The 19,942-nt window shown below is 70.2% G+C and carries 16 protein-coding genes and 1 riboswitch; of the genes, 4 read left to right on the top strand and 12 right to left on the bottom strand.

The window, feature by feature from the left end; genetic code table 11:
• Window positions 1–14: 14 nt before the first annotated feature.
• Window positions 15–491 (bottom strand): DNA-deoxyinosine glycosylase, encoded by a 477-nt coding sequence (locus HYV14_07145; GenBank protein MBI2385775.1) that lies wholly within the window; start codon window positions 489–491, stop codon window positions 15–17.
• Entirely contained in the window at window positions 488–2,293 is a 1,806-nt protein-coding gene (locus HYV14_07140) for a hypothetical protein (GenBank protein MBI2385774.1), read from the bottom strand. Before HYV14_07140 ends, HYV14_07145 begins: the two co-directional genes overlap by 4 nt.
• A 38-nt stretch (window positions 2,294–2,331) precedes the next feature.
• Here HYV14_07140 and HYV14_07135 point away from each other — a divergent pair, with 38 nt between their 5' ends.
• Window positions 2,332–4,641 carry a DUF3536 domain-containing protein gene (locus tag HYV14_07135; protein MBI2385773.1) on the top strand — a complete coding sequence of 770 codons (2,310 nt, stop codon included), beginning with the start codon at window positions 2,332–2,334 and terminating at the stop codon, window positions 4,639–4,641.
• Here the strand turns inward: HYV14_07135 and HYV14_07130 are convergent.
• Window positions 4,631–5,620 (bottom strand): AI-2E family transporter, encoded by a 990-nt coding sequence (locus tag HYV14_07130; protein ID MBI2385772.1) that lies wholly within the window; start codon window positions 5,618–5,620, stop codon window positions 4,631–4,633. The genes HYV14_07135 and HYV14_07130 overlap by 11 nt on opposite strands.
• A gap of 98 nt (window positions 5,621–5,718) precedes the next feature.
• Between HYV14_07130 and HYV14_07125 the strand changes: the two genes are divergently transcribed.
• Window positions 5,719–8,151 carry a Zn-dependent oligopeptidase gene (locus HYV14_07125; protein ID MBI2385771.1) on the top strand — a complete coding sequence of 811 codons (2,433 nt, stop codon included), beginning with the start codon at window positions 5,719–5,721 and terminating at the stop codon, window positions 8,149–8,151.
• Here HYV14_07125 and HYV14_07120 read toward each other — a convergent pair.
• Window positions 8,148–8,546 (bottom strand): type II toxin-antitoxin system VapC family toxin, encoded by a 399-nt coding sequence (locus HYV14_07120; protein ID MBI2385770.1) that lies wholly within the window; start codon window positions 8,544–8,546, stop codon window positions 8,148–8,150. The genes HYV14_07125 and HYV14_07120 overlap by 4 nt on opposite strands.
• Complete coding sequence (locus tag HYV14_07115) at window positions 8,543–8,779, bottom strand: hypothetical protein (protein ID MBI2385769.1); 237 nt, start codon at window positions 8,777–8,779, stop codon at window positions 8,543–8,545. Before HYV14_07115 ends, HYV14_07120 begins: the two co-directional genes overlap by 4 nt.
• Before the next feature lie 97 nt (window positions 8,780–8,876).
• Between HYV14_07115 and HYV14_07110 the strand changes: the two genes are divergently transcribed.
• Window positions 8,877–9,629, top strand: a complete 753-nt coding sequence (locus HYV14_07110; GenBank protein ID MBI2385768.1) for an alpha/beta hydrolase — start codon at window positions 8,877–8,879, stop codon at window positions 9,627–9,629.
• Here HYV14_07110 and ygiD read toward each other — a convergent pair.
• From ygiD to HYV14_07080, 6 genes are all read right to left on the bottom strand, one after another.
• Entirely contained in the window at window positions 9,626–10,399 is a 774-nt protein-coding gene (gene ygiD, locus HYV14_07105) for a 4,5-DOPA dioxygenase extradiol (GenBank protein ID MBI2385767.1), read from the bottom strand. The genes HYV14_07110 and ygiD overlap by 4 nt on opposite strands.
• Window positions 10,396–10,533 (bottom strand): hypothetical protein, encoded by a 138-nt coding sequence (locus HYV14_07100; protein MBI2385766.1) that lies wholly within the window; start codon window positions 10,531–10,533, stop codon window positions 10,396–10,398. The genes ygiD and HYV14_07100 overlap by 4 nt, the downstream gene beginning before the upstream one ends.
• Window positions 10,534–10,552: 19 nt before the next feature.
• A complete protein-coding gene (locus tag HYV14_07095) occupies window positions 10,553–11,134 on the bottom strand; it encodes an NAD(P)H-binding protein (GenBank protein MBI2385765.1) in 582 nt (193 codons plus the stop codon).
• A gap of 109 nt (window positions 11,135–11,243) precedes the next feature.
• Window positions 11,244–13,295, bottom strand: a complete 2,052-nt coding sequence (locus HYV14_07090) for a TonB-dependent receptor (GenBank protein MBI2385764.1) — start codon at window positions 13,293–13,295, stop codon at window positions 11,244–11,246.
• A gap of 35 nt (window positions 13,296–13,330) precedes the next feature.
• A riboswitch (cobalamin riboswitch) is annotated at window positions 13,331–13,450 on the bottom strand.
• Between the two features lie 105 nt (window positions 13,451–13,555).
• Window positions 13,556–16,750 carry an EAL domain-containing protein gene (locus tag HYV14_07085; GenBank protein MBI2385763.1) on the bottom strand — a complete coding sequence of 1,065 codons (3,195 nt, stop codon included), beginning with the start codon at window positions 16,748–16,750 and terminating at the stop codon, window positions 13,556–13,558.
• 2 nt (window positions 16,751–16,752) lie between these two features.
• On the bottom strand, window positions 16,753–16,947 hold the full coding sequence (locus tag HYV14_07080) for a hypothetical protein (protein ID MBI2385762.1): 195 nt from the start codon (window positions 16,945–16,947) through the stop codon (window positions 16,753–16,755).
• Window positions 16,948–17,121: 174 nt separating this feature from the next.
• Between HYV14_07080 and HYV14_07075 the strand changes: the two genes are divergently transcribed.
• The gene (locus HYV14_07075) at window positions 17,122–18,621 is read left to right on the top strand and encodes a CoA-acylating methylmalonate-semialdehyde dehydrogenase (GenBank protein ID MBI2385761.1); all 1,500 of its coding nucleotides are present in this window, start codon (window positions 17,122–17,124) and stop codon (window positions 18,619–18,621) included.
• A gap of 8 nt (window positions 18,622–18,629) precedes the next feature.
• Here the strand turns inward: HYV14_07075 and HYV14_07070 are convergent, their stop codons facing one another.
• The gene (locus HYV14_07070) at window positions 18,630–19,904 is read right to left on the bottom strand and encodes an acetate kinase (protein ID MBI2385760.1); all 1,275 of its coding nucleotides are present in this window, start codon (window positions 19,902–19,904) and stop codon (window positions 18,630–18,632) included.
• Window positions 19,905–19,942 lie beyond the last annotated feature (38 nt).

Genomic DNA, 19,942 nt, shown 5'->3' with positions numbered 1-19,942 from the left:
GGTCCGCAATTCTACTATAGGTAGGCGCGCATGCGGCGCCAGGCCCGGGCCTTCCGCGCCCACGGCACCGAGGCGTTCGCCGGGCTCGACGAGGGCAGGATGGTCGCCGGCAGCCCCGGGGCGCAGCGGCGGAAGGCCGCCGCGGCCTTGAGGCCGTTGAGGAAGACCGCGCGCGGCTTGAGCCGCGCGACGAGCGCGGCGACCTCGTTGTGCGACTCGCCGCGGATCGCGGAGTCGAGGCTCCCCGGGCGCCGGGCCTCGGCCACGACGTCCCAGAGCGCGACGCCCCGGGCCTTCAGGCGCGCGAGCCGCTTTTTATACGGAAGGCGGCGCAGGTCTTCGCCGAGCGCCGATCCCAGAAGCTCCCAGAACCGGTTTTGCGGATGGCCGTAGTACTGGCCGAGGCGCAGCGAGGCGAGCCCGGGCAAGGACCCGAGGATGAGGACCTTCGTCCTCCTGCCGGCGACGGGCGGGAAGCAGCGGGCCTTCACTTCGGCTCGCGGATCGTCAGGCGCTCGAGGTCGAACTCGCCGCTGAGGCCCTTGAGCGCGATCGTCACGCGCTCCGCGGCGGGACAGCGGCGGTCCATGACCGCGCGGCAGGCCGGGTCCGCCTCGATCGCCTTCGTGATGACGACGTCCCCCCCGGCGCTCTCGTTCTGCACGCGCGCGGCGACGTTGACCATGGTCCCGAAGTAGTCGAGGAGGCCGCCCGCGTTGATCGCGATCGTCGGCCCCTGGTGCACGCCGATCTTGAGCGTGACCGGCTCGCGCGGCGCCAGCTTCGCGGACAGCTCGCCGATGCGCTCCTGCATGTCGAGCGCCGCCTCGAGCGCGCCCGCGCCGGACGGGAACACGGCCATCACCGCGTCGCCGATCGTCTTGACGACGGCGCCGCCTCGCGCGGCGATGATCGCGGTCAGCCAGTCGAAATGGTCGCGCACGACGCCGTAGGCGGCCGCGTCGCCGACCCGCTCGTACATCGCGGTCGAGCCCTTCAGGTCGGTGAAGAGCAGCGCGAGGTTCTTGACCCCGATCTCCACGCCGGGCGCCAGCACCTCGGCGGAGAACAGGTCCCGGAACTCCTGCATCGTGGTCACGAGCGCGGCCGAGGCCGCGGCGTCCTTCCAGTCCTCGTTCTCGACGCGCACGAGCGCGGGCTCGAGCGTCGGCTGGAAAACGGCCCTCACGGGCCCGGGGCGGAAGGCGATCTCGTCGCCGTCGGCGGCGCGGGCGAAGTCGATGGAGACGGTCGCGGGGCCGGCGGCCGAGGGGCGCAGGCGCACCGCGCGCTTCGTCTGGAGCGATCTCACGACGAACGAGCGCGCCTCGAGGTCGAGGTCCACGGCCCGCGCCGCGGCGCCGTCGAGGCGGAGCTGGGCGGAGGCGTGCCGCGTGTGGGCGGGGCTGCCGACGCAGAATACCGCGCCCTTGGCGTCGCGCACGCTCGGATGGACCGTGAAGCGCAGCTCCACCGAGGTTCCGAGGTCGACGCCGTACTCGATCTCGCACGAGCCGCAGTGCGAGGTGGTCTTGAGGTCCGACAGCCTCCCCAGCGACTCTTTCGGCGCCGCGCAGTTCGGGCACAGCACTTCCCACTTCAGGTCGAGCAGGCCGGTCTTGACCGCGTGCAGGAAGGCGCGGAGGGCGTCGGCGCGCGGCAGGCCCCAGCGGTCGGCGAGCTCGAACGGGCGCATGCCGCGCACCTCGTCGTCCGGCGCTCCCTCGAGGTGGGCGAGCAGGCGCTCGACCGCGTCCTTGGCGGCGCTCCCGTCCCGCAGCGCCCGGGACCGCGAGGCGAACAAGGCCGCGTCGACGGCGGTCACGGTGCGCCGCGGGGCCGGGAAGCTGCCGACGCGCGCGAGCGAGTCGTCGATGCTCGTGATGAGGCAGGCGATGTCGCCGAGGGTCTTCGACGCGGCCAGGCGCAGCAGCGGCCGCGCGAACCCCCACCGCGGCCAGAAGGCCCCGTGAAGGACTGCGGTCGTGCCGGCGCCGTCGGCGGCGAGCGTCAAGCCCCATTCGTAGCGGAGGATCGGGCCGTTGACGAAGTCGCGGGCCAGCGTGTAGAAGCGCCCGTCGACGTACTCGAACGGGGCCTCGAGCCAGGTCACGGGCAGGCCCAGAAGGCGCGAGCGCACGGTCTTGCGCAGGTCCTTCGGGTCGGGCGCGGACGACTCGGTCGCGGGGAGGCCGAGCGCCCGGTTGATCCGGTCGGTGTTCGATACCTGCGGCCATAGGTCCGCGGGCGAGGACTTCAGCTTGATCGTTCTTTCGACCCGGACCGGTTCCACCCGCGAATTATAGCAGTCCGATTAAGTAAAATAGCCGGGTGAAGCGATTCGCCTGCGTGCACGGACATTTCTACCAGCCGCCCCGGGAGAACCCCTGGACGGGCGCGGTCGAGCGCCAGCCGTCGGCCGGCCGCGACCACGACTGGAACGCGCGCATCTCGCGCGAGTGCTACGTGCCCAACGGCGAGGCCCGGGTCGTCGACAGCGACGGCCGCATCACCGACATCGTCGACAACTACGCCTGGATGTCGTTCAACTTCGGCCCGACTTTGCTGGCCTGGTTCCAGGACGCCCATCCCCACGGCTACGCCCGGCTGCTCACGGCCGACAAGGAGAGCGCCGCGCGCCTGGAAGGGCACGGGAACGCGCTGGCGCAGGCGTACCATCATTCGATCCTGCCTCTGGCCTCCCCCCGCGACCGCCTGACCGAGATCCGCTGGGGCCTGGCCGATTTCAAGACGCGGTACGGCCGCGAGGCCGAGGGCCTGTGGCTCCCGGAGTGCGCGACCGACGACGCGACCATGGCCGCCGTCGCCGCGGAGGGCGTCAAGTTCGTGATCCTCGAGCCGCACCAGGCCGACGCCGTGCGCCCCCTTTCAGGGGGCGCATTTAAAAGCGCCGCCGACGCCCTTCGGCCCGGCACGGCCTATCAATGGACGGACGGAAAGAGCAGGCTGGCCGTCTTCTTCTACGACGGCCCCCTGTCCCGGTCCGTGGCGTTCGAGCGCGCGATGAGCGACAGCAACGCCTTCGCCGGCCGCGTCGTCTCCCGCCTCCCGCCGACGGCCGAGGACGGCCTGGCCCTGCTCGCCACCGACGGCGAGTCCTACGGCCATCACGAGTCCTTCGCCGAGATGGGCCTCGCCCATTTCCTGCGCTACGCCCTTCCCGCCAAGACCGTCACGCCGGTCAACCTCGGCTGGTGGCTGGCCAAGCATCCGCCGCGGCTGGAGGTGCGCCTGCGCGAGGGCGGCACCTCCTGGAGCTGCCCGCACGGCGTCGAGCGCTGGCGCTCCGCCTGCGGGTGCGGCGCGGTGGACGGGGCCAGCCTCGAGTGGCGCGCGCCGCTCCGCTCGGCGCTCGAGGGCCTGCGCGACAAGCTCGACGCGCTGTACGAGAAGGAGTCCGCCGGGCTGCTGCCCGAGCCCTGGGCCGCGCGCGACGCCTACATCTCCGTCGTGCTCGACCGCTCCGAGGAGAACGTCGCGGCCTTCCTCTCCCGTCACGCGCCTTCGGCGAAGGACGAGGCCGCGCGCGTGCGGGCGCTGAGCCTCCTTGAGCTGCAGCGCCACTCGCTGATGATGTTCACGAGCTGCGGCTGGTTCTTCGACCAGCTCTCGCGCATCGAGCCCGTCCAGGTCCTCCTGTACGCGGCCCGCGCCCTCGAGCTCGCGCGCGTCTTCGGGGCCGACTTCGAGGCCGACTTCGTCTCCGCGCTGAAGGACGAAGGCGGCGTCTGGGAGAGGCTCGTGAAGACCCAGATCGTGACGCCCGACCACGTCGCCGCGCACTACGCCGTGTCGCTGCTGTTCGAGGACCAGCCCCCCGCCTTCGTGCATCACCACCGCGCCGACAGCGAGCGCTTCACGCGCCGAGTCGAGGGCGGCATCACCGTGGCGGCGGGCCGGGCGGCCTTCTTCGACGGCTGCACCGGCGCGAGCTGGACCCGGACCTTCTTCGCGGCGGTGCTCAAGGGCCAGCGCGTGCAGGCCTTCGTCTGCGCGGGCGACCTGCCCGACGACCGCTTCGACAGCCTGCTGCACGCGGCCGCGGGCGGCGCGGAGGCGGCGCTGCCGCCGGGCCGGTTGTTCCTCCTCCGCGACCTCCGCCCCGACGAGCGCGAGAAGGTGCTGACGACGGTGCTCAAGCGCCGGCTCATCCGCTGGGAGGCCGCCGGGCGCGACCAGCTCGAGGACGCGCTGACGCTCGCCGAGCAGTTCCGCGGCCTCGGCCTGCCCCTGCCGCCCGGCCTCGAGGAGGAGACGAGCCTGTCGCTGGGCCACGCGCTGGCCGACGCGGCGCGGCGCTTCGAGGAGGACGCCTTCGGCGCGCTCGACGAGCTGAAGGCGGTCGTGGCGCGCGCCAAGGCCGCGGGCCTGCCCGCCCCCTCCGCCCGCGCCGAGCAGTCCTTCGCGCGCGGCGTCGAGCGCCTGCTCGCGGGCCTGGAGAACGGCTCGGCCGACGGGTCCTGCCGGGAGCTCATCGAGGCGGCCGCGGCCGCGGACGTCGCGGGCCTCCACGACTGGCGTCCGGCCGCCCAGGTGCGCGTGTTCCGCTGGCTGAAGGCGCAGGCTCACGCCGCGCCGGAGGCGGACGTCCTGGGGCGCCTGCTCGGGATCAGGTCGTAGCGGGCACGGGAAGGTCCCGCAGCTCGGCGCGCGCGTAGTGCAGCAGCGCCGGGGCCAGCAGGATGCCGGGCACGCCCATCAGCGCCTCGCCGGCGACGAGCCCGAGCAAGGTCATCCACATCGGCGTGTCGATGGACCCGCCGATGATCCGGCTGTTGAGGATGTACTCCAGCTTGTGGATGACGACGAGGTAGGCGAGCCCGAACGTCGCGAGATGCACCGAGACGGTCAGGCCGGCGGTCACGATGGCGACGTTGCTGATGACGTTGCCGACGATGGGCACGAGGCCGCAGACGAACGCGGTCAGGATCAGGAAGGTCTTGAACGGGAAGCCCATCGCGTAGAGGAAGACCGCCGTCAGGATAGTGTTGACCGTGGAGATCGCGACCTGCGCGCCGACGACGAGCTCGAAGCTGCGCACGAACAGGCGCACGCGCGCGGAGAACTCCTCGCGCAGGGCCTCGTAGAGGTTCGCTCCTCCGCCTTCCTCGTGCGGGGTCAGGAACCGCATCGCGGCGGCGAACACTCCGACGAGGACCAGGAAGAAGCCGCGCGTGAGCAGGCCGCTCGTCTTGGTGACGGAGGCGAAGTTCTCCTTGGCCGACGTGACGAGGAGGTCGCGCAGCTCGAGGGCGTTGTCCACGGGGAGCTCGTACCCCCACTCGGTGGAGAGCGTCGTCAGCCGGGGCAGCACGGTGTCGAGGAGCACCGGCAGGCGGGCCACGCCGACGCGCACGAAGGCGATGAAGATCCAGGACAGCGCGACGGCCATGACCGCGAACATGGCCAGGGCGGCCCAGCGCGCGACGCGGATCTTGGCCCCGCGGCGGCGCAGGCCGCGCTCGGTGAGGTCCATGATCATGAACGAGACGAGGCCGGCCAGCACGCACGGGCCGAGGTTGAACCGGGCCACGACGATCAGCGCGAGCGCGAACAGCGCGTAGGAGGCCTTGCGCGGGCCGGAGAGGAAAGTGCTCATCGTTTGAGGATAGCAATTTCCGGCCTAGGTCCTCTGACGCGGCCGCGTTGGGCCCTCCGGCTCATACTGCCGGGCCGCCCTCTTTATAGGATGGCGGCATGAATCAGCTCCCCCTCTTTCTCGCGCTGCTGCTGGCCCTTTCGCCCGCCCTTCCGGCCTCGGCGCAGGTCGTCGGCCGGTCCGCCTCCGCCGTCCCCGGCGGCGCGCCCTCCGTCCCGGCGCTGCGCTTCGACCTGAGCCGCCCCGAGATGCGGCAGGCGTACCGCGAGGCGTCCGCGGCCCTCGACGGCGAGCTGGCCCGCATCGTCGCCGCGCCCGTCGCGCAGGCGAGCTACGCCGGCACCGTGCTGGCCCAGGAGAAGGCCGTCGGCGACTACGTGCGCGCGATGATCCCGCTCGTCTTCAACGCCCACGTCTCCCCCGACAAGGGCGTGCGCATGACGGCGCAGGCCATCGAGAAGGTCATGAACCGCCGCTTCGTCGAGCTCGGCCAGCGAACGGACATCTACGAGCGCGTCGAGGCCGCGGCCGCCAAGGGCGAGAAGCTCGACGCCGCCGACCAGAAGCTGCTCGACGTGACGCTGCGCAACTACCGGGACAGCGGTCTCGGCCTGCCGCCCGAGCAGCGCGAGCGCCTCAAGGCGATCCAGCGCAAGCTCAACGACCTCTCCTCGCGCTTCGAGATCAACATCAACGAGGGCAAGGACTGGCTCGAGGTGGACGAGGACGGCCTGGCGGGTCTCCCCGCCGACTACAAGGCCGGGCTGGAGAAGACCGCCGACGGCAAGTACAAGGTCGGCCTCGACTATCCGAGCTACGTGCCGTTCATGCGCTACGCCAAGAACGGCGAGCTGCGCCGCGCGCTCAACCACAAATACGAGAACCGGGCCGTTCCCGAGAACCTTCCCATCCTGAAGGAGGGCCTGGAGCTCCGCCGCGAGCTGGCCGTCCTCCTCGGCCATCAGGACTACCCGACGATGGCGCTCAAGGACCGCATGGCCAAGACGCCGCAGCGCGTCGCCGAGTTCCTCTCGCGCCTGACCGACAAGGTCCGCGAGCGCGCCAGGGCCGAACTCGCCGCCGTGCTCGAGGTCAAGCGCCGCGACGACCCCGCCGCGACCGAGGTCGGCGATCATGAGCGAGGCTATTACTCCCGCATCCTGCGCGAGGAGCGGTACTCCTACGACGCGGAAGAGGTCCGCCAGTACTTCCCCGTCGATCGCGTCGTCTCCGGCGTGATGAAGGTCTACCAGCGCATCCTCGGCGTGACCTTCCGCGAGGTCAAGGGCGGTCCCGTCTGGCACGCCGACGTGCGGCTCTTCGAGATCGTCGACACGAAGACGGGCAAGCTGATCGGCCACTTCTACCTGGACCTGTACCCGCGCGAGGGCAAGTACACCCACGCGGCCGCGTTCCCCCTGCTGATGGGCCGCGAGGTCCCCGGCGGCTACGACCAGACCGCCGCCGCGATGGTCGCGAACTTCCCCAAGGCCATCCCGGGCAAGCCCGCGCTCCTGCCGCACGCCGAGGTGGAGACCTTCTTCCACGAGTTCGGCCACCTGATGCACCAGACCCTCACCAAGGCGCGCCACATGTCCTTCTCGGGCACGTCCGTCGCGCTCGACTTCGTCGAGGCCCCGTCACAGATGCTCGAGAACTTCGCGTGGGAGCCGGAAGTCCTCGCCGAGATCTCGGGGCGCTGGGATACGGGGGAGCGCTTGCCGGACGCGCTCTTCAAGAAAATGACCGCCGCGCGCCGCTTCAACGAGGGCGTCCAGACCCTCCAGCAGATCGCGATGGCCGCGGCCGACATGGCGCTGCATTCGCTCGTCCCGGCGGACCCGTCCGCCGAGTTCAACCGCGTCGTCGCCGAGATCACCGGCATGCCCGGCGCGCCGGGCGGCAACTCCGCGGCGAGCTTCGGCCACCTGATGGGCGGCTACGGCGCGGGCTACTACTCCTACCTGTGGTCGCTCGTCTTCGACTCCGACATCTACTCCGCCTTCCAGGCCGAGGGGCCGCTGAACCCCGCCGTCGGCGGGCGCTATCGCCGCGACATCCTGGAGACCGGCTCCGAGCGCTCCGAGGAGGAGTCGCTCAAGGCTTTCCTCGGCCGCGAGCCGAGCGAAGACGCGTTCATGCGCTCCCTCGAGGACGAGAAGCCGGCCGCCGGCGCGTCCGAAGGCGTCAGCATGGTCGGCGAGTTCGGCCCCGAGGCCATGGCGGCCGTCATCGCCGCGCGCGCGCGCGTCGGCGCCCTGCCCAAGGGCGTGACGCTCGAGTTCCTCTCCCACTTCTCCGCGGACAACCCGCAGGTGCGCGTGAAGATCGACGGCCGCACCGTCTACTTCGAGTACCTGTACCACTCGGAGGCGAACCTCGCCCGCCTGCGCCGCGTCTGGTGGAACCCTCTGACCTGGTTCTCCGGGCTGGGCGCGCCGTCGAAGGACGCCGCGGCGCGCTACGAAGCCGCCTACCGCTTCGCCGTCGAGGCGCGCGCGGTCTACGATCGGCGCAACGCGCCGCGCTAGACCGGCGTTCCGAAGCCGGCCTGGCGGAAATGCCGGTCGGTCGCGATCGCCTCCGACAGGCGGAGCCTGCGCATCACGGAGAACGAGGAGCAGTCGGTGAAGGACCAGCCCTTGTCCGTGTTCTTCTTGAACAGGCTCCAGGCGTCCTCGAAGTCCTCGGGAAGCAGCCGGACGAGCTCGACGACGCCCGGATCGAGCAAGGTCTCGCCGATGCTCGCGGCGTGGGCGAAGCCGAGCCTCAGGCGGGCGAGCGTGACGATCTCGTCGAACACGAAGTCGGTCGTGACGAGGCGCCCTTCCCAGCGCTCGAGCGCCTTTCGGACCGCGTCGTGCGCCGGCTCGTCGGCGCGGGCGTAGGCGTACCAGCCCGAAGTGTCGACGAAGACCCGGTTCAAGAGTCCTTGCCGTACAGCGCGCGATCGTGATCGGCCGCCGCCGGCCCTCCGGGGTCGCGGGCGAGCGCCCGGATGTCCGAGAGCTTCCGCGCGGACGCGGGATCCTTCTCCCCGCCGAGCAGCCGGTCGATCGCGCCCCGGACCAACTCCGAGACGCCTCGGCCGGTCCGGCGCGACAGCGACAGGAGCGCGCGGTGCTGCCGGTCCTCCAGCAGTATCTGTGTTCGCCTCACCTCATTAGTATATAGCATGGTGTATGATTGTCAATCCCCCCTCTCTCATCATACGATCGAGGGCCATGAAAAGTTCCCAAACTCGTAGACTATCCCGGTGAGCGGAGTCGAGATCCGGGTCCATGAGGGCGCCGGCCCCACGGTCATCTATCTGCCGGGCATCCACGGCGACTGGGGCCTGATCGGGGCGTTCCGCCGCGCGCTCGGCCCGCGCGTGCGCTTCGTCGAGTTCGCCTACTCGAAGGACGAGATCACGCTGGAACGGCTCGCCGGCCTCGTTCACGCCGAGCTGACCGCCCGCGGCGTGACCTCGGGCTGGCTGCTGGGCCAGTCCTTCGGCTCCCAGGTGGGCTGGGCGCTGCTGGCGCGCGGGTTCGCGGCCGACGGCGTCGTGCTCGCCGGCGGCTTCGTGAGGCACCCGTGGCCGTGGGGGGCCCGCCTGTTCCAGGCGCTGCTCTCCGGCGTGCCCTCGGGAATCGTCAATCCCGCCTACCAAGCGTACACCGTCGCGTGCAACACTCTCGCGCGGCGGGGGCCGGAGGAGGCCGAGGAACTCCTCTCCTTCGCCCGGAACCGCGGGAGCCGGGAGTGGGCGGCCATGAGCTGGCGCCTGAGCCTGATCGTCAAGAGCGACCCTCGCGCGACCGCCCGCGCCACGCGCGCGCCGGTCCACTACCTCGGCGGCATGATCGACCCGCTCGTGCCCTGGCCGCTGGTCACGCGCTGGCTCGAGCGCGAGTGCCCCGGCTACAGGGGCGAGGTCATCATCCGCTCCGCCGACCACAACGTCCTCGGCTCCTCGCCGCGCGAGTCCGCCGAGCGCGTCCTGGCCTGGGTCGGCGCCGCCTAGAGCCCGAAGCTCGCGCTGCGCATCGAGAGCGACGCGTTCTCCAGCCCCTCGTATTCCCAGCGTACGGGATCTCCGTCCGCCGCCCCGAGCGCGTACAGGTAAGGGTACCAGTGGTCCGGCGTGGGGACGCTGAGCGCTCCCCCCGGCATCGCGCGCGGATCGCCGGCCAGAGCGGAGGCGTCCCCCGCCTCGGTGCGGGCTTTGACGAACGCGTCGAACTCGGCGTTCCACGCGTGGGGCTCGGCGCGCTCGTCCCAGACCAGCCTCGAGAGGTTGTGGACGATATTGCCGCTGCCCAGGATCACGATTCCCTTCTCGCGCAGCGCCGCCAGCTTCCGTCCGAGCGCCAGATGATGGGCGCCCGGCCGCGCGAGGTCCACGCTGAGCTGGACGACGGGGACGTCCGCCGCCGGGTACATGTGGCGCAGGACCGCCCAGGCGCCGTGGTCCAGACCCCAGTCCCCTGCGTCCAGCTCCACGGAGCCGCCGACGGCCTCGCGCGCGAGCGCGGCGATGGTCGGGCTGCCCGGCGCCGGATATTCGATGGCGCCCAACTCCGCGGGAAAGCCGTAGAAGTCGTGGATCGTCCGGGGCTTCTCCATCGCCGTCGCCCGGGTCCCCTCCGTCAGCCAATGCGCCGAGACGCAGAGCACGGCCGCCGGCTTGCCGATCTCCCGCCCCAGCCGCGCCAGCGTCCGGGTGAAGGCGTCGTCGGCGAGGGCGTGCATCGGGCTTCCGTGGCCGATGAATAAGACGGGCGCGCGCTTCATCGCGCCGCCCTGGCTCCCTTATCCGCGCAGCCGCGGACGATCCGTGAATCCTCGGTCCAGCGGAACACGGGCCGCTCGCACTCGGGCGCCGCCGCGGGGGCGGACAGGGTCGTGTCGCGTTCGATCGTGATCATAGGTCCCTCCTCTCGGTCATCAGTAGGCGGCGGTCGCGATGCTTCCGGCGCGGCGGGGCGCCTCGAGCTCGTCGACGAACGCGGCGGCGTAGTCCTCGGCGGAGATGCGGCTCGCCCCTTGGGCGTCGGAGATCAGGTCCCCGCCGCCAGTCCGGTACTTCCCGGTCCGGTTCCCGGGCTCGATCAGGGCGGCCGGGGCGTAGAAGGTCCAGTCGAGGCCCGAGGCGCGGAAGACCGCGAGCGACTCCCGGTGCGCCTGGGCGATGCCCTTCCACGCCGCCGGGAACTGGGGCGAATCGATCAGGTCCGCGCCGCCGGCCTTGAGGCTGCCCGCTCCGCCGACCACGATGAGGCGCCGCACACCCGCCTTCTTCGCGCCCGCCACGAGGGACTCCGCGGCTTTCACCACGCTGGAGACGTCTCCCGCGGGTCCGGGGCCGTACGCGCTCAGCAGGGCGTCCGCGCCCTTCGCCGCGGCCGCGATCGAATCCGGGTCGAGGACGTCGCGCCGCGGCGCGGACACCTCGTGGCCGCGCGCCGCGAGCTCCGCCGCGATCCGCCGTCCGATCATTCCCGTCGCTCCGAACAATACCGTTTTCATGGATAGCCTCCTAACGCAACTGAGTCTGTTACATATGAACCCTTAAAAAAAGGCCCGGCAACTGTAACCATTATAGTCACAGATGCCGGGCTTGTCAAGCCCCCGCGGATCAGGGCGCGGCGAACCTCCAGCGCAGGCGCGCGGAGACCGTGCGCCCGACGGCGGGCACGACGAAGCGCTCGAGGCGCCCGCCCGACGCGGACAGGATGCCGCGCGTCGCGTAGCCCTCGTCGAGGACGTTCTTCGCTCCCAGGCTGACGGTCCAGGCCCCCCGCTCGAGCGAGGCGTCGAGGTCGAGCGTGCAGTAGCCGGGGAGCTTGCGCTCCAGGTTGGCCTCGTCGCCGAAGAAGCGGCTCGAGCCCACGCACTGGCCCCCGGCGCCGGCGCGAAAGCCCCGAGGCAGAGGAACGGACGCGCCGACTGATAGTCGATGGCGCGGGACCATCGGGATCTCGGAGCCCGGGGTCACCGTCTGCGTGGCCGGGAACGGGGCCTTGTCGAGCTGGAAGCGGCCTTGGAAGGTCGCCTCCGTGTACGAGTAGTCGACGTGGACGTCGGCCTTCCCGACGCGCGGGCGCAGAGAGACCTCGACCCCTTGGCGTCGGGTCCGGTCGATGTTCCGGTTCTGGCCGAAGCCGGCGACGGGGTCGAAGACGGCGTAGATCTCGTCCTCGGCGAGCGCGCGGTACAGGGTCACGTCGGCCTCCCCCCACGCGGGGTGGCGCCAGCCCGCGCCGGTCTCCCAGCTCCGCGTCTTCACGGGGCGAAGATCGGGGGTCGAGGGGAACGGTCCCAGCGCCGACAGCTCGCCGGAGGTCGGAGCGCGGAACGCCTCGGCGTACGAGGCGCGCAAAGAGGCGCCGCCCCCGACCTCCCAGTTCATCCCGACGCGCGGCGAGGTCCGCGCGTACGAGCGGAACCCGTCGTTGGCCGGCGTGATCCGGTTCTTATAGTCGATCGTCGTGCGGTCCCAACGCGCGCCCGCGGTCAGGACGGGTCCCGAGGGCCACAGGTCCGCCGTGCCCGTCAGCCACGAGCCGAGGCGCGTGTCGCGCGTGCCGCTCGCGCTGCGGAACGGGAACCCGCCGAAGTCGCCGGCCGAGGAGGACTCGGCGTCGGCGCGCGCGCCCTCCACGCCTCCGTTCAAGGTCAGCCGCCGGCCGGCGAGCTCGCCGTCCGCGGTGAGCTGCCCCGCCCCGCCGGCGCCGCGCAGCTTCGCCGAGCTGGCCGACGTCGAGGAGCGGCCGCGGTTGAGCGGCGTGTTCTCCAGGCGCTCGCGGAACTGCGCCATGACCGCGCCCGACAGTCCCTCGAAGAGGGTGCGGCGGCCGTTGAGGGTCACGGCGTTGAGGAGGCTGTCCGTCTTCACGAGGCTGACGCGCTGGCGCGGGTCGGCCTCGAACTCCCCCTGGGTCAGCGAGCCGCCCTGGTCGAGGCGGTCGTCGGCGAAGGCGTAGGTCAGCCGCAGGTCGTCTTTCGAGGTGCGGCGGCCGAGGCTGCCGTTGACGCCGGTCATGCGCGAGGAGGCGCCGCGGCGGTAGCCGTCCTCTCGCGCGTGCACGCCGGACACGGCGTAGTCGCAGCCTCCCGCCGTCCCGCGCGCGGACGCGTCGGCCTCGGCCCGGCCGTACGAGCCCAGGCCCGCCGAGGCCGTCGCCGCGGTCTTCTTGGTCCCCCGCTTGGTGAAGACCGCGACGACCCCGGCCAATGCGTCCTTGCCGTAGATCGTGCTCGGTCCGGGCAGGACCTCGATCCTTTCGACGGTCTCCAGCGGGATCAGCTGCCAGTTCACCTGGCCCAGGTCGGCCTCGTTGACGCGCACGCCGTCGACGAGGACGATCGTCGCGGGCCCGGGCGAGGCGTTCCAGCCGCGAAGGTCGAGCGTGGGCTGGAACGGGTTCCCGGACTGGTTATAAAGGACGACCCCCGGCAAACGGCCGATGGCGTCGGCCACGGTGTCGCCTCCGAGCCGGCGCAGGTCGGCGGCGTCGAGGACCCGGGCGGTTCCGGGATAGCGGCGCTCGTCGATCGGCGCGTCGGGCAGTCGCGAGGCGGAGCGGATATCCCGGAAGAGCGAGTCTCCGGTGAGGGCGGCGGGGCGGGCGGCGACGGGAAGGACGGCTAGGACGGCGGCAAGGACGGCGATGCGTGTCGGGACCATGGGTGGTCCTCCTTACTCGAGGTTGCCCGACGCAGGTCTCCTGACTTACGGATCGTCGCCCATTGCCGCGTCTTCCCATCCTTTCTAGGACAGTGACATTGCGGCGGGCTACCCGTTTACAGTGGCGGTACCGTGCCGGAATTACACCGGCTTCCTGCGGATGCGTCGGGGTGCGGCGAGTGTATTAAAGCAAATGGATTCACAATAAAGGATGTCGGCCCGGGGAGGTTCTATGCCTGCACGATCGTCGCCGGCTGAGTCTACCAGGTCGGCCGGACGCCGATCAGCGCCTCGGCCGCCGCCGCGTCGACCGGCCGGCCGAAGTGATAGCCCTGGCCGTATTCCACCCCCAGCGCGCGCAGTTGAGCCAGCTGCTCGGCATTCTCGACGCCTTCGGCGACGACGTCCATGCCCAGGGTATGAGCCAAGGTGACGATGGCCCCGATGATGTCCGCGTCCTTTCGGTCGACGTCCATCCGGCGCACGAACGAGGCGTCGATCTTGAGCGTGTCGACCGGGAAGCGGTGCAGGTAGGAGAGCGAGGAATAGCCGGTGCCGAAATCGTCCATCAGCAGCTTTATGCCGAGGGAGCGCAAGCGGCCGAGCACCGCCGCCGCCGCCGCGCTGTGCTCCATGATCACCGTTTCGGTCACTTCGAGCTTGAGGCTGCCATGATCGAGACCGGTCTTCGCCAGCACTGCCGCGATCTGTTCCGGCAGGTCGGGCTGGGCGAACTGGCGTCCGGCGAGGTTGACGCTCACCTGCATAGGCGGATGCTCCGGGTGGGAGCGCTGCCAGGCGCGCATCTGTCCGCAGGCCTCCGTCAGCACCCAAAGACCGATGGTGACGATGAGCCCGGTCTCCTCGGCGAGCGGGATGAATTCGCTCGGGGGCCGCAGGCTGCCGTCGGAGCGACGCATGCGCACGAGCGCTTCGAACCCCGTCAGCCGGCCCGTCTTCAGCGAGACGACGGGCTGGTAATAGACGCGGAATTCCTTGCCCCCGATGACCGCGTGGCGCAGCGCGGTCTCCACTTCCAGCTGGGCGACGACGAGCTCGCGCATGCCGGCGGCGAACACCTCGTGCCGCGCCCCGCCCAGCCGCAATGCGGTATGCGCGGCGGTCTCGGCGTCGCGCAGGAGGTCGCTCGCGCCGGCGTAGCTCGGCCGGCCATGGGCGATCCCGATGCTGACGGCGGTGAACACCTCCTTGCCGTCCACGCGGAAGCCGGCCGAGAGCGCGTCCTGGAGCTTGTCGGAGAATCGCACCGCCTCGTCCGCGTCCTTCGACGCCTCGAGGAGTACAGCGAAGCTCGCGTCTCCGACGCGGGCCAAAGTGTCGCCGAGGTAAAGGGCGTCTCCGAGGCGCCGCGCGACGGCGATCAGAAGCTCGTCGCCGCCGGCGCCGCCGAGGCTGTAGGTGATCGTGCGGAAGCGGTCGAGGACGATGAAGAGCAGCGCGAAACGGCGGCCGGATTCGAGCCGGCTCCGGTCCAGGGCATCCTCCACCCGGGTCAACAGCAGCGAGCGGTTGGGCAGGCCGGTCAGGCTGTCGCGCAGCATGTCTTCCTCGACCACCGAGGAGAGCAGGACCCGCGCGGAGGCGGAGCCGACGACGCCGGCTAGCCTCGCCTCGCAATAGCGGGCCAGTTCCGCGTCGATCTTCCACGGCGGCCCCAGGCCATGCTCCAGGGCATAGTCGGCGAACGCCCGTTCGGCGCCTTCGGCGCCGAGGATGCGTCTCATCAGGGCCTGGAGATCCGGCAGCGAACCGCTCGTCCGCCAGGTCCGCTCGGCGCCCCGGTCGTGCTTGAAGACGTCGACGAAGAGCGCCGCTTGCGTCCGCTCGACGGAGCTCTGGCCGCTCATGATCGACACCGTCAGGTAGGCGCCGATATTGGCGAACATGCTCCAGAGAACGGCGTGGGAGATATTGTCGAGGCCCTCCAGGCCGAAGAGGGCGAGCGGCCGCAGGAGGTCGATCGAGAAGGGGCCCCGTTCGACGAGCGGCATCGGCAGCCAGCCGGAACGTGCGAAGGTCGGCAGGATCAAGGTGTAAGCCCAGACCAGGAATCCGGCTCCGAGACCGGCCAGCGCCCCGTTCCGCGTGCCCCCTTTCCAGTAGAGCCCGCCGAGCAGCGCCGGTCCGAACTGCGCGACGGCGGTGAAGGAGATCAGGCCGATCTCGACGAGGGCGTAGGCTTCTCCGGCCATGCGGCAATAGGCGTAGCCGCACAGCAGGATGAGCACGACCGCGCCGCGCCGGATGGCCAGCAGGAGGCCGGTGAGGTCGGCGCGTCCGGACAGGCGCAGCGGCTTGATGCGGAGAAGGACCGGCATCACCAGGTCGTTGCAGACCATCGACGACAGCGCGATGGTCTCGACGATCACCATGCCGGTGGCGGCCGATAATCCGCCGAGGAACGCGACCAGGGCCAGGGCTCGCTGCTGTCCGGACATCGGCACGGCGAGGACGTAGGTGTCGGGGTCCACGCGGCCGTCGGGGAAGCTCAGAGCGCCGCCGTAGGCGACGGAGAAGGTGAAGATGTTGAACAGGAAGAGATAGAGAGGAAAGAGCCAGATCGCCTTGTTCAAGTGGGCCTCGTCGACGTTTTCGACCACCGCCAGCTGGAACTGCCGCGGCAGGAACAGGCTGGCCAGCATGCCGAGGAAAGCCAGCGAGATGCTCGAGGCCCAGCTGTGGTAGATGTCGACCTCTCCGCCGCCGATGGTGAACTCCGAGGCGAGGCGGGGCACCCGGGCCGCCCGGGCGAAGATGTCGGTGAAGCCGTCGAACAGGAACCAGGTGACGTAGACGCCGACGGCGAGGAAGGCCAGGAGCTTGATCACCGATTCGAAGGCGATCGCCGCGACCATGCCCTCGTGGCGCTCGGCTGCGTCGAGCTTGCGGGTGCCGAAGACGAGCGTGAAGGCGGCCAGTATCAGGGCGGTGTAGAACGAGGTGTCGTGCCAGACCCTTTGCGCCCCCGGCGCGATCGTCAGGATCTCGGGATAGGCGCGCAGGACGGTGAAGCTGGTGGAGACCGCTTTCAACTGCAGGGAGATGTAGGGCGTGACGCCGGCCGCCGCGATCACCGTCGTCAGACCGGCCAGCGCCGCGCTTTTTCCGTAGCGCGAGGAGATGAAGTCGGCAAGCGAGGTAATGCGGTTGTCCTTGGCGATGCGGATGATCTTGCGCAGCACCGCCCACCACAGGGCGGCCATGATGGTCGGGCCGAGGTGGACGGGCAGGAAGCCGACGCCGCTGGCGGCGGCGCGACCGACGCTGCCGTAGTACGTCCAGGCGGTGGCGTAGACGCCGAGCGATAGCGCGTACACGTAGGGATTGGCGATCATGCTGCGTCCGGCATCGGCCGCCTTGTCGCCGCGGTAGGCGATGACGAAGAGCAGACCGAGGTAGGACCCGCCGGCGAGGACGATGACCCAGGCCGGCACGGCTATTTCCTCTCGCTCGCCAGCGCCAGGAGAACGATCAGGAGCGCCCAGGCGGAGAACATATACACAAGCAACAGCGGAAATCCGCCCAGCATCACGGGCCGGTTGAAGAGCGCCAGCAGGGGATAGTTGAAGAGCGCGTTGCCAAGCAAGAACAGCGCGGCCAGACGTTGTGCCTTGATGTTCGGCTTGCTCATGGCAAACTCAATCCGATTATCCCTCCGCCCGCCATGGCGAAGGGAATAAGTTTTCGCTGCGGTTTTGTAGCCCCGGAACGGCCTCGAAATACAGGGCATCTGCAAACCCTCCATGGGACGCGCCTGAGTTGAGGTACAATAATCCAGGCGGCGAAATCGCCGCCCGGAGGACTCATGCCTCAAGAGCTTCGACATTTCATCGGCGGAAAGAAGGTGTCCGGCAAGAGCGGACGCTTCGGCGACGTCTTCAACCCGTCGACGGGCCTCGTCGCCTCGCGCGCCCCGTTCGCCTCCAAATCCGAGGTCGAGGCCGCCGTCGCGAACGCCGCGGAGGCCTTCCCGGCCTGGGCCGCCGCCTCCCCCATCGCGCGCGCGCGAGTCATGTTCAAGTTCAAGGCCCTGCTCGAGAAGCACGCCGACGAGATCGCGGATCTGATCTCCTCCGAGCACGGCAAGGTCCACGCCGACGCCAAGGGGTCCCTGATCCGCGGCAACGAGGTCGTCGAGTTCGCCTGCGGCATCCCGCACCTCCTGAAAGGAGAGTTCTCCCCCGGCGTCTCCACCGGCGTCGACATGCACTCGATGCGCCAGCCGCTCGGCGTCGTGGCGGGCATCACGCCCTTCAACTTCCCGGCCATGGTCCCGCTGTGGATGTCGGCGGTCGCGATCGCCTGCGGCAATACCTTCATCCTCAAACCGTCGGAGAAGGACCCCTCGTGCCCGCTGCGCCTGGCGGAGCTCTTCCTCGAGGCCGGCGGCCCCCCCGGCGTTCTCAACGTCGTGCTCGGGGACAAGGAGGCGGTGGACGCCTTGCTGACCGACCCGCGCGTCCAGGCCGTGAGCTTCGTCGGCTCGACGCCCATCGCGCGTCATGTCTACTCGACGGCGTCCGCGCACGGCAAGCGCGTGCAGGCGATGGGCGGCGCCAAGAACCACATGATCGTGATGCCCGACGCCGATCTGGACCAGGCCGCGGACGCGCTGATGGGCGCGGCGTACGGCTCGGCCGGGGAGCGCTGCATGGCGATCTCCGTCGCGGTCGCCGTCGGCGACGAGACGGCCGACAAGCTGATCGCGCTGCTGAAGGAGCGTCTCAAGGGCTTGAAGGTCGGCCTGCCGACCGAAAAGGACTCCGACATGGGGCCGCTCGTCACGGGCGCGCACCGCGCCAAGGTGATCGAGTACGTCGAGGCGGGCGTCAAGGAAGGCGCGAAGCTCGTCGTCGACGGGCGCGGCGTGAAGGTGCCGGGCCACGAGAAGGGATTCTTCCTCGGCGGCTGCCTCTTCGACGGGGTCACGGCGGCGATGCGCATCTACAAAGAAGAGATATTCGGACCGGTGCTGTGCGTCATGCGGGCGAAGGACTTCGAGGACGCCCTGCGCCTGCCCAACGACCACGAGTTCGGCAACGGAGTGTCCATCTTCACCCGCGACGGCGACGCCGCGCGGGAGTTCTCCTCGCGCGTGCAGGCCGGCATGGTCGGCGTCAACGTGCCGATCCCGGTGCCGCTCGCGTTCTATTCGTTCGGCGGCTGGAAGAACTCCGCCTTCGGCGACGCCAACCAGCACGGGACCGACGGCGTGCGCTTCTACACGCGCACGAAGACCGTGACCTCGCGCTGGCCCGCCGGCATCCGCAAGGGCGCGCAGTTCACGATGCCCACGCACGGCTGACGCCGCCGTCAGGACTTGCGGGCTTTGCGCGGCGAGAAGGTCGGCTGAGGCAGGCCGGACACCGCGCGGAAGGCGTCCCGCGCGATGAGGAGCTCCTCGTTCGTGGGGATCACGTGTATCTTCACGCGCGAGGCCTTCGCGGAGATCTCCCCCGTCTGCCCCCCCTTGAGGGCGGCGTTGCGCGCCGAGTCGAGGTCGATGCCCAGGGCCTCGAGACCCGCGCAGATCCGCTTGCGGATCGCCGGGGAGTTCTCGCCGATGCCGCCGGAGAAGACCAAAGCGTCGGCTCCGCCCATCTCCGCCAGGTAGGAGCCGATGCGGCGGCGCGCGCTGGCGCAGAACACGTCGACGGCCAAGGTCGCGCGGCGGTCGCCGTTCTCCTTCTCCTCCTCGAGGAGCTCGCGCATGTCGCTGGTCAGGCCCGACAGGCCGAGCAGGCCCGACTGCTTGTTGAGCAACGTGATCATGTCGGGAAGGCTCAGGCCCTCCTTGTGCGACAGGTACTCGATCACCGAGACGTCGACGTCGCCGGCGCGGGTACCCATCACCATGCCCTCGAGCGGCGTGAAGCCCATGCTGGTGTTGACGGAGTCCCCGCCCTTGATCGCGCACGCCGAGCAGCCGTTGCCCAGGTGCAAGGTGATGATGTTCACCTTCTCCTTCGGGATGTCGTTGAGGACGCGGTAGCGGTACGCGAGGTACCGGTGCGAGGTGCCGTGGAAGCCGTAGCGGCGGATCTTGTAGCGGCGGTACAGGTGATAGGGGATGCCGTACAGGTAGGCGGTCTCCGGCATCGTCGCGTGGAAGGAGGTGTCGAACACGGCCACCTGCGGCACGCCCCGGCCGAAGACCTCGGCGGCGGCGCGGATGCCGCGGATGTTGGCGGGGTTGTGCAGCGGGGCGAGCTCGATGCAGTCCTCGATGCCCGCGAGCACGGCGTCGTCGATGACCGTCGAGGAGCGGAACTTCTCCCCGCCGTGGACGACGCGGTGGCCGACGATGTGGATGTCGGCCATCGACTTGATGCCCTCGATGCCCGACTCCGGCGAGATGACCCAGCGCACGATGCGGTCGAGCGCGGAGCGGTAGTCCCGCAGCGGCACGTCTTCCTTCAGCGGCGGGCGCCCGGTCGCCTGGAAGGCGACGAGCGACAGGCTGCCGATGCGCTCGACCTGCCCCTTGGCCAGGCAGCGGTCGCCGTCTTTGGCGATGAGGTCCTGGTCGGTCTGCACGACCTGGAACTTGATCGAGGAGGAGCCGGAGTTGAGGACGAGGATGTTCATGGGTATAAGGTGCTAAATATCCGGCTCCGCGTCATTGA

This window comes from Elusimicrobiota bacterium (assembly GCA_016182905.1).
Lineage (GTDB): Bacteria > Elusimicrobiota > Elusimicrobia > UBA1565 > UBA9628 > GWA2-66-18.
Note: the sequence above shows the minus strand (reverse complement) of the source record. Positions and strands in the feature narration are given on the sequence as shown.

Bases quoted from the DNA above. Each gene is read 5' to 3' on its own strand.
- HYV14_07130 (MBI2385772.1), bottom strand. From the start codon at position 5,620: ATGAGCACTTTCCTCTCCGGCCCGCGCAAGGCCTCCTACGCGCTGTTC.
- HYV14_07125 (MBI2385771.1), top strand. From the start codon at position 5,719: ATGAATCAGCTCCCCCTCTTTCTCGCGCTGCTGCTGGCCCTTTCGCCC.
- ygiD (MBI2385767.1), bottom strand. From the start codon at position 10,399: ATGAAGCGCGCGCCCGTCTTATTCATCGGCCACGGAAGCCCGATGCAC.
- HYV14_07100 (MBI2385766.1), bottom strand. From the start codon at position 10,533: ATGATCACGATCGAACGCGACACGACCCTGTCCGCCCCCGCGGCGGCG.
- HYV14_07095 (MBI2385765.1), bottom strand. From the start codon at position 11,134: ATGAAAACGGTATTGTTCGGAGCGACGGGAATGATCGGACGGCGGATC.
- HYV14_07090 (MBI2385764.1), bottom strand. From the start codon at position 13,295: ATGGTCCCGACACGCATCGCCGTCCTTGCCGCCGTCCTAGCCGTCCTT.
- HYV14_07080 (MBI2385762.1), bottom strand. From the start codon at position 16,947: ATGAGCAAGCCGAACATCAAGGCACAACGTCTGGCCGCGCTGTTCTTG.
- HYV14_07075 (MBI2385761.1), top strand. From the start codon at position 17,122: ATGCCTCAAGAGCTTCGACATTTCATCGGCGGAAAGAAGGTGTCCGGC.
- HYV14_07070 (MBI2385760.1), bottom strand. From the start codon at position 19,904: ATGAACATCCTCGTCCTCAACTCCGGCTCCTCCTCGATCAAGTTCCAG.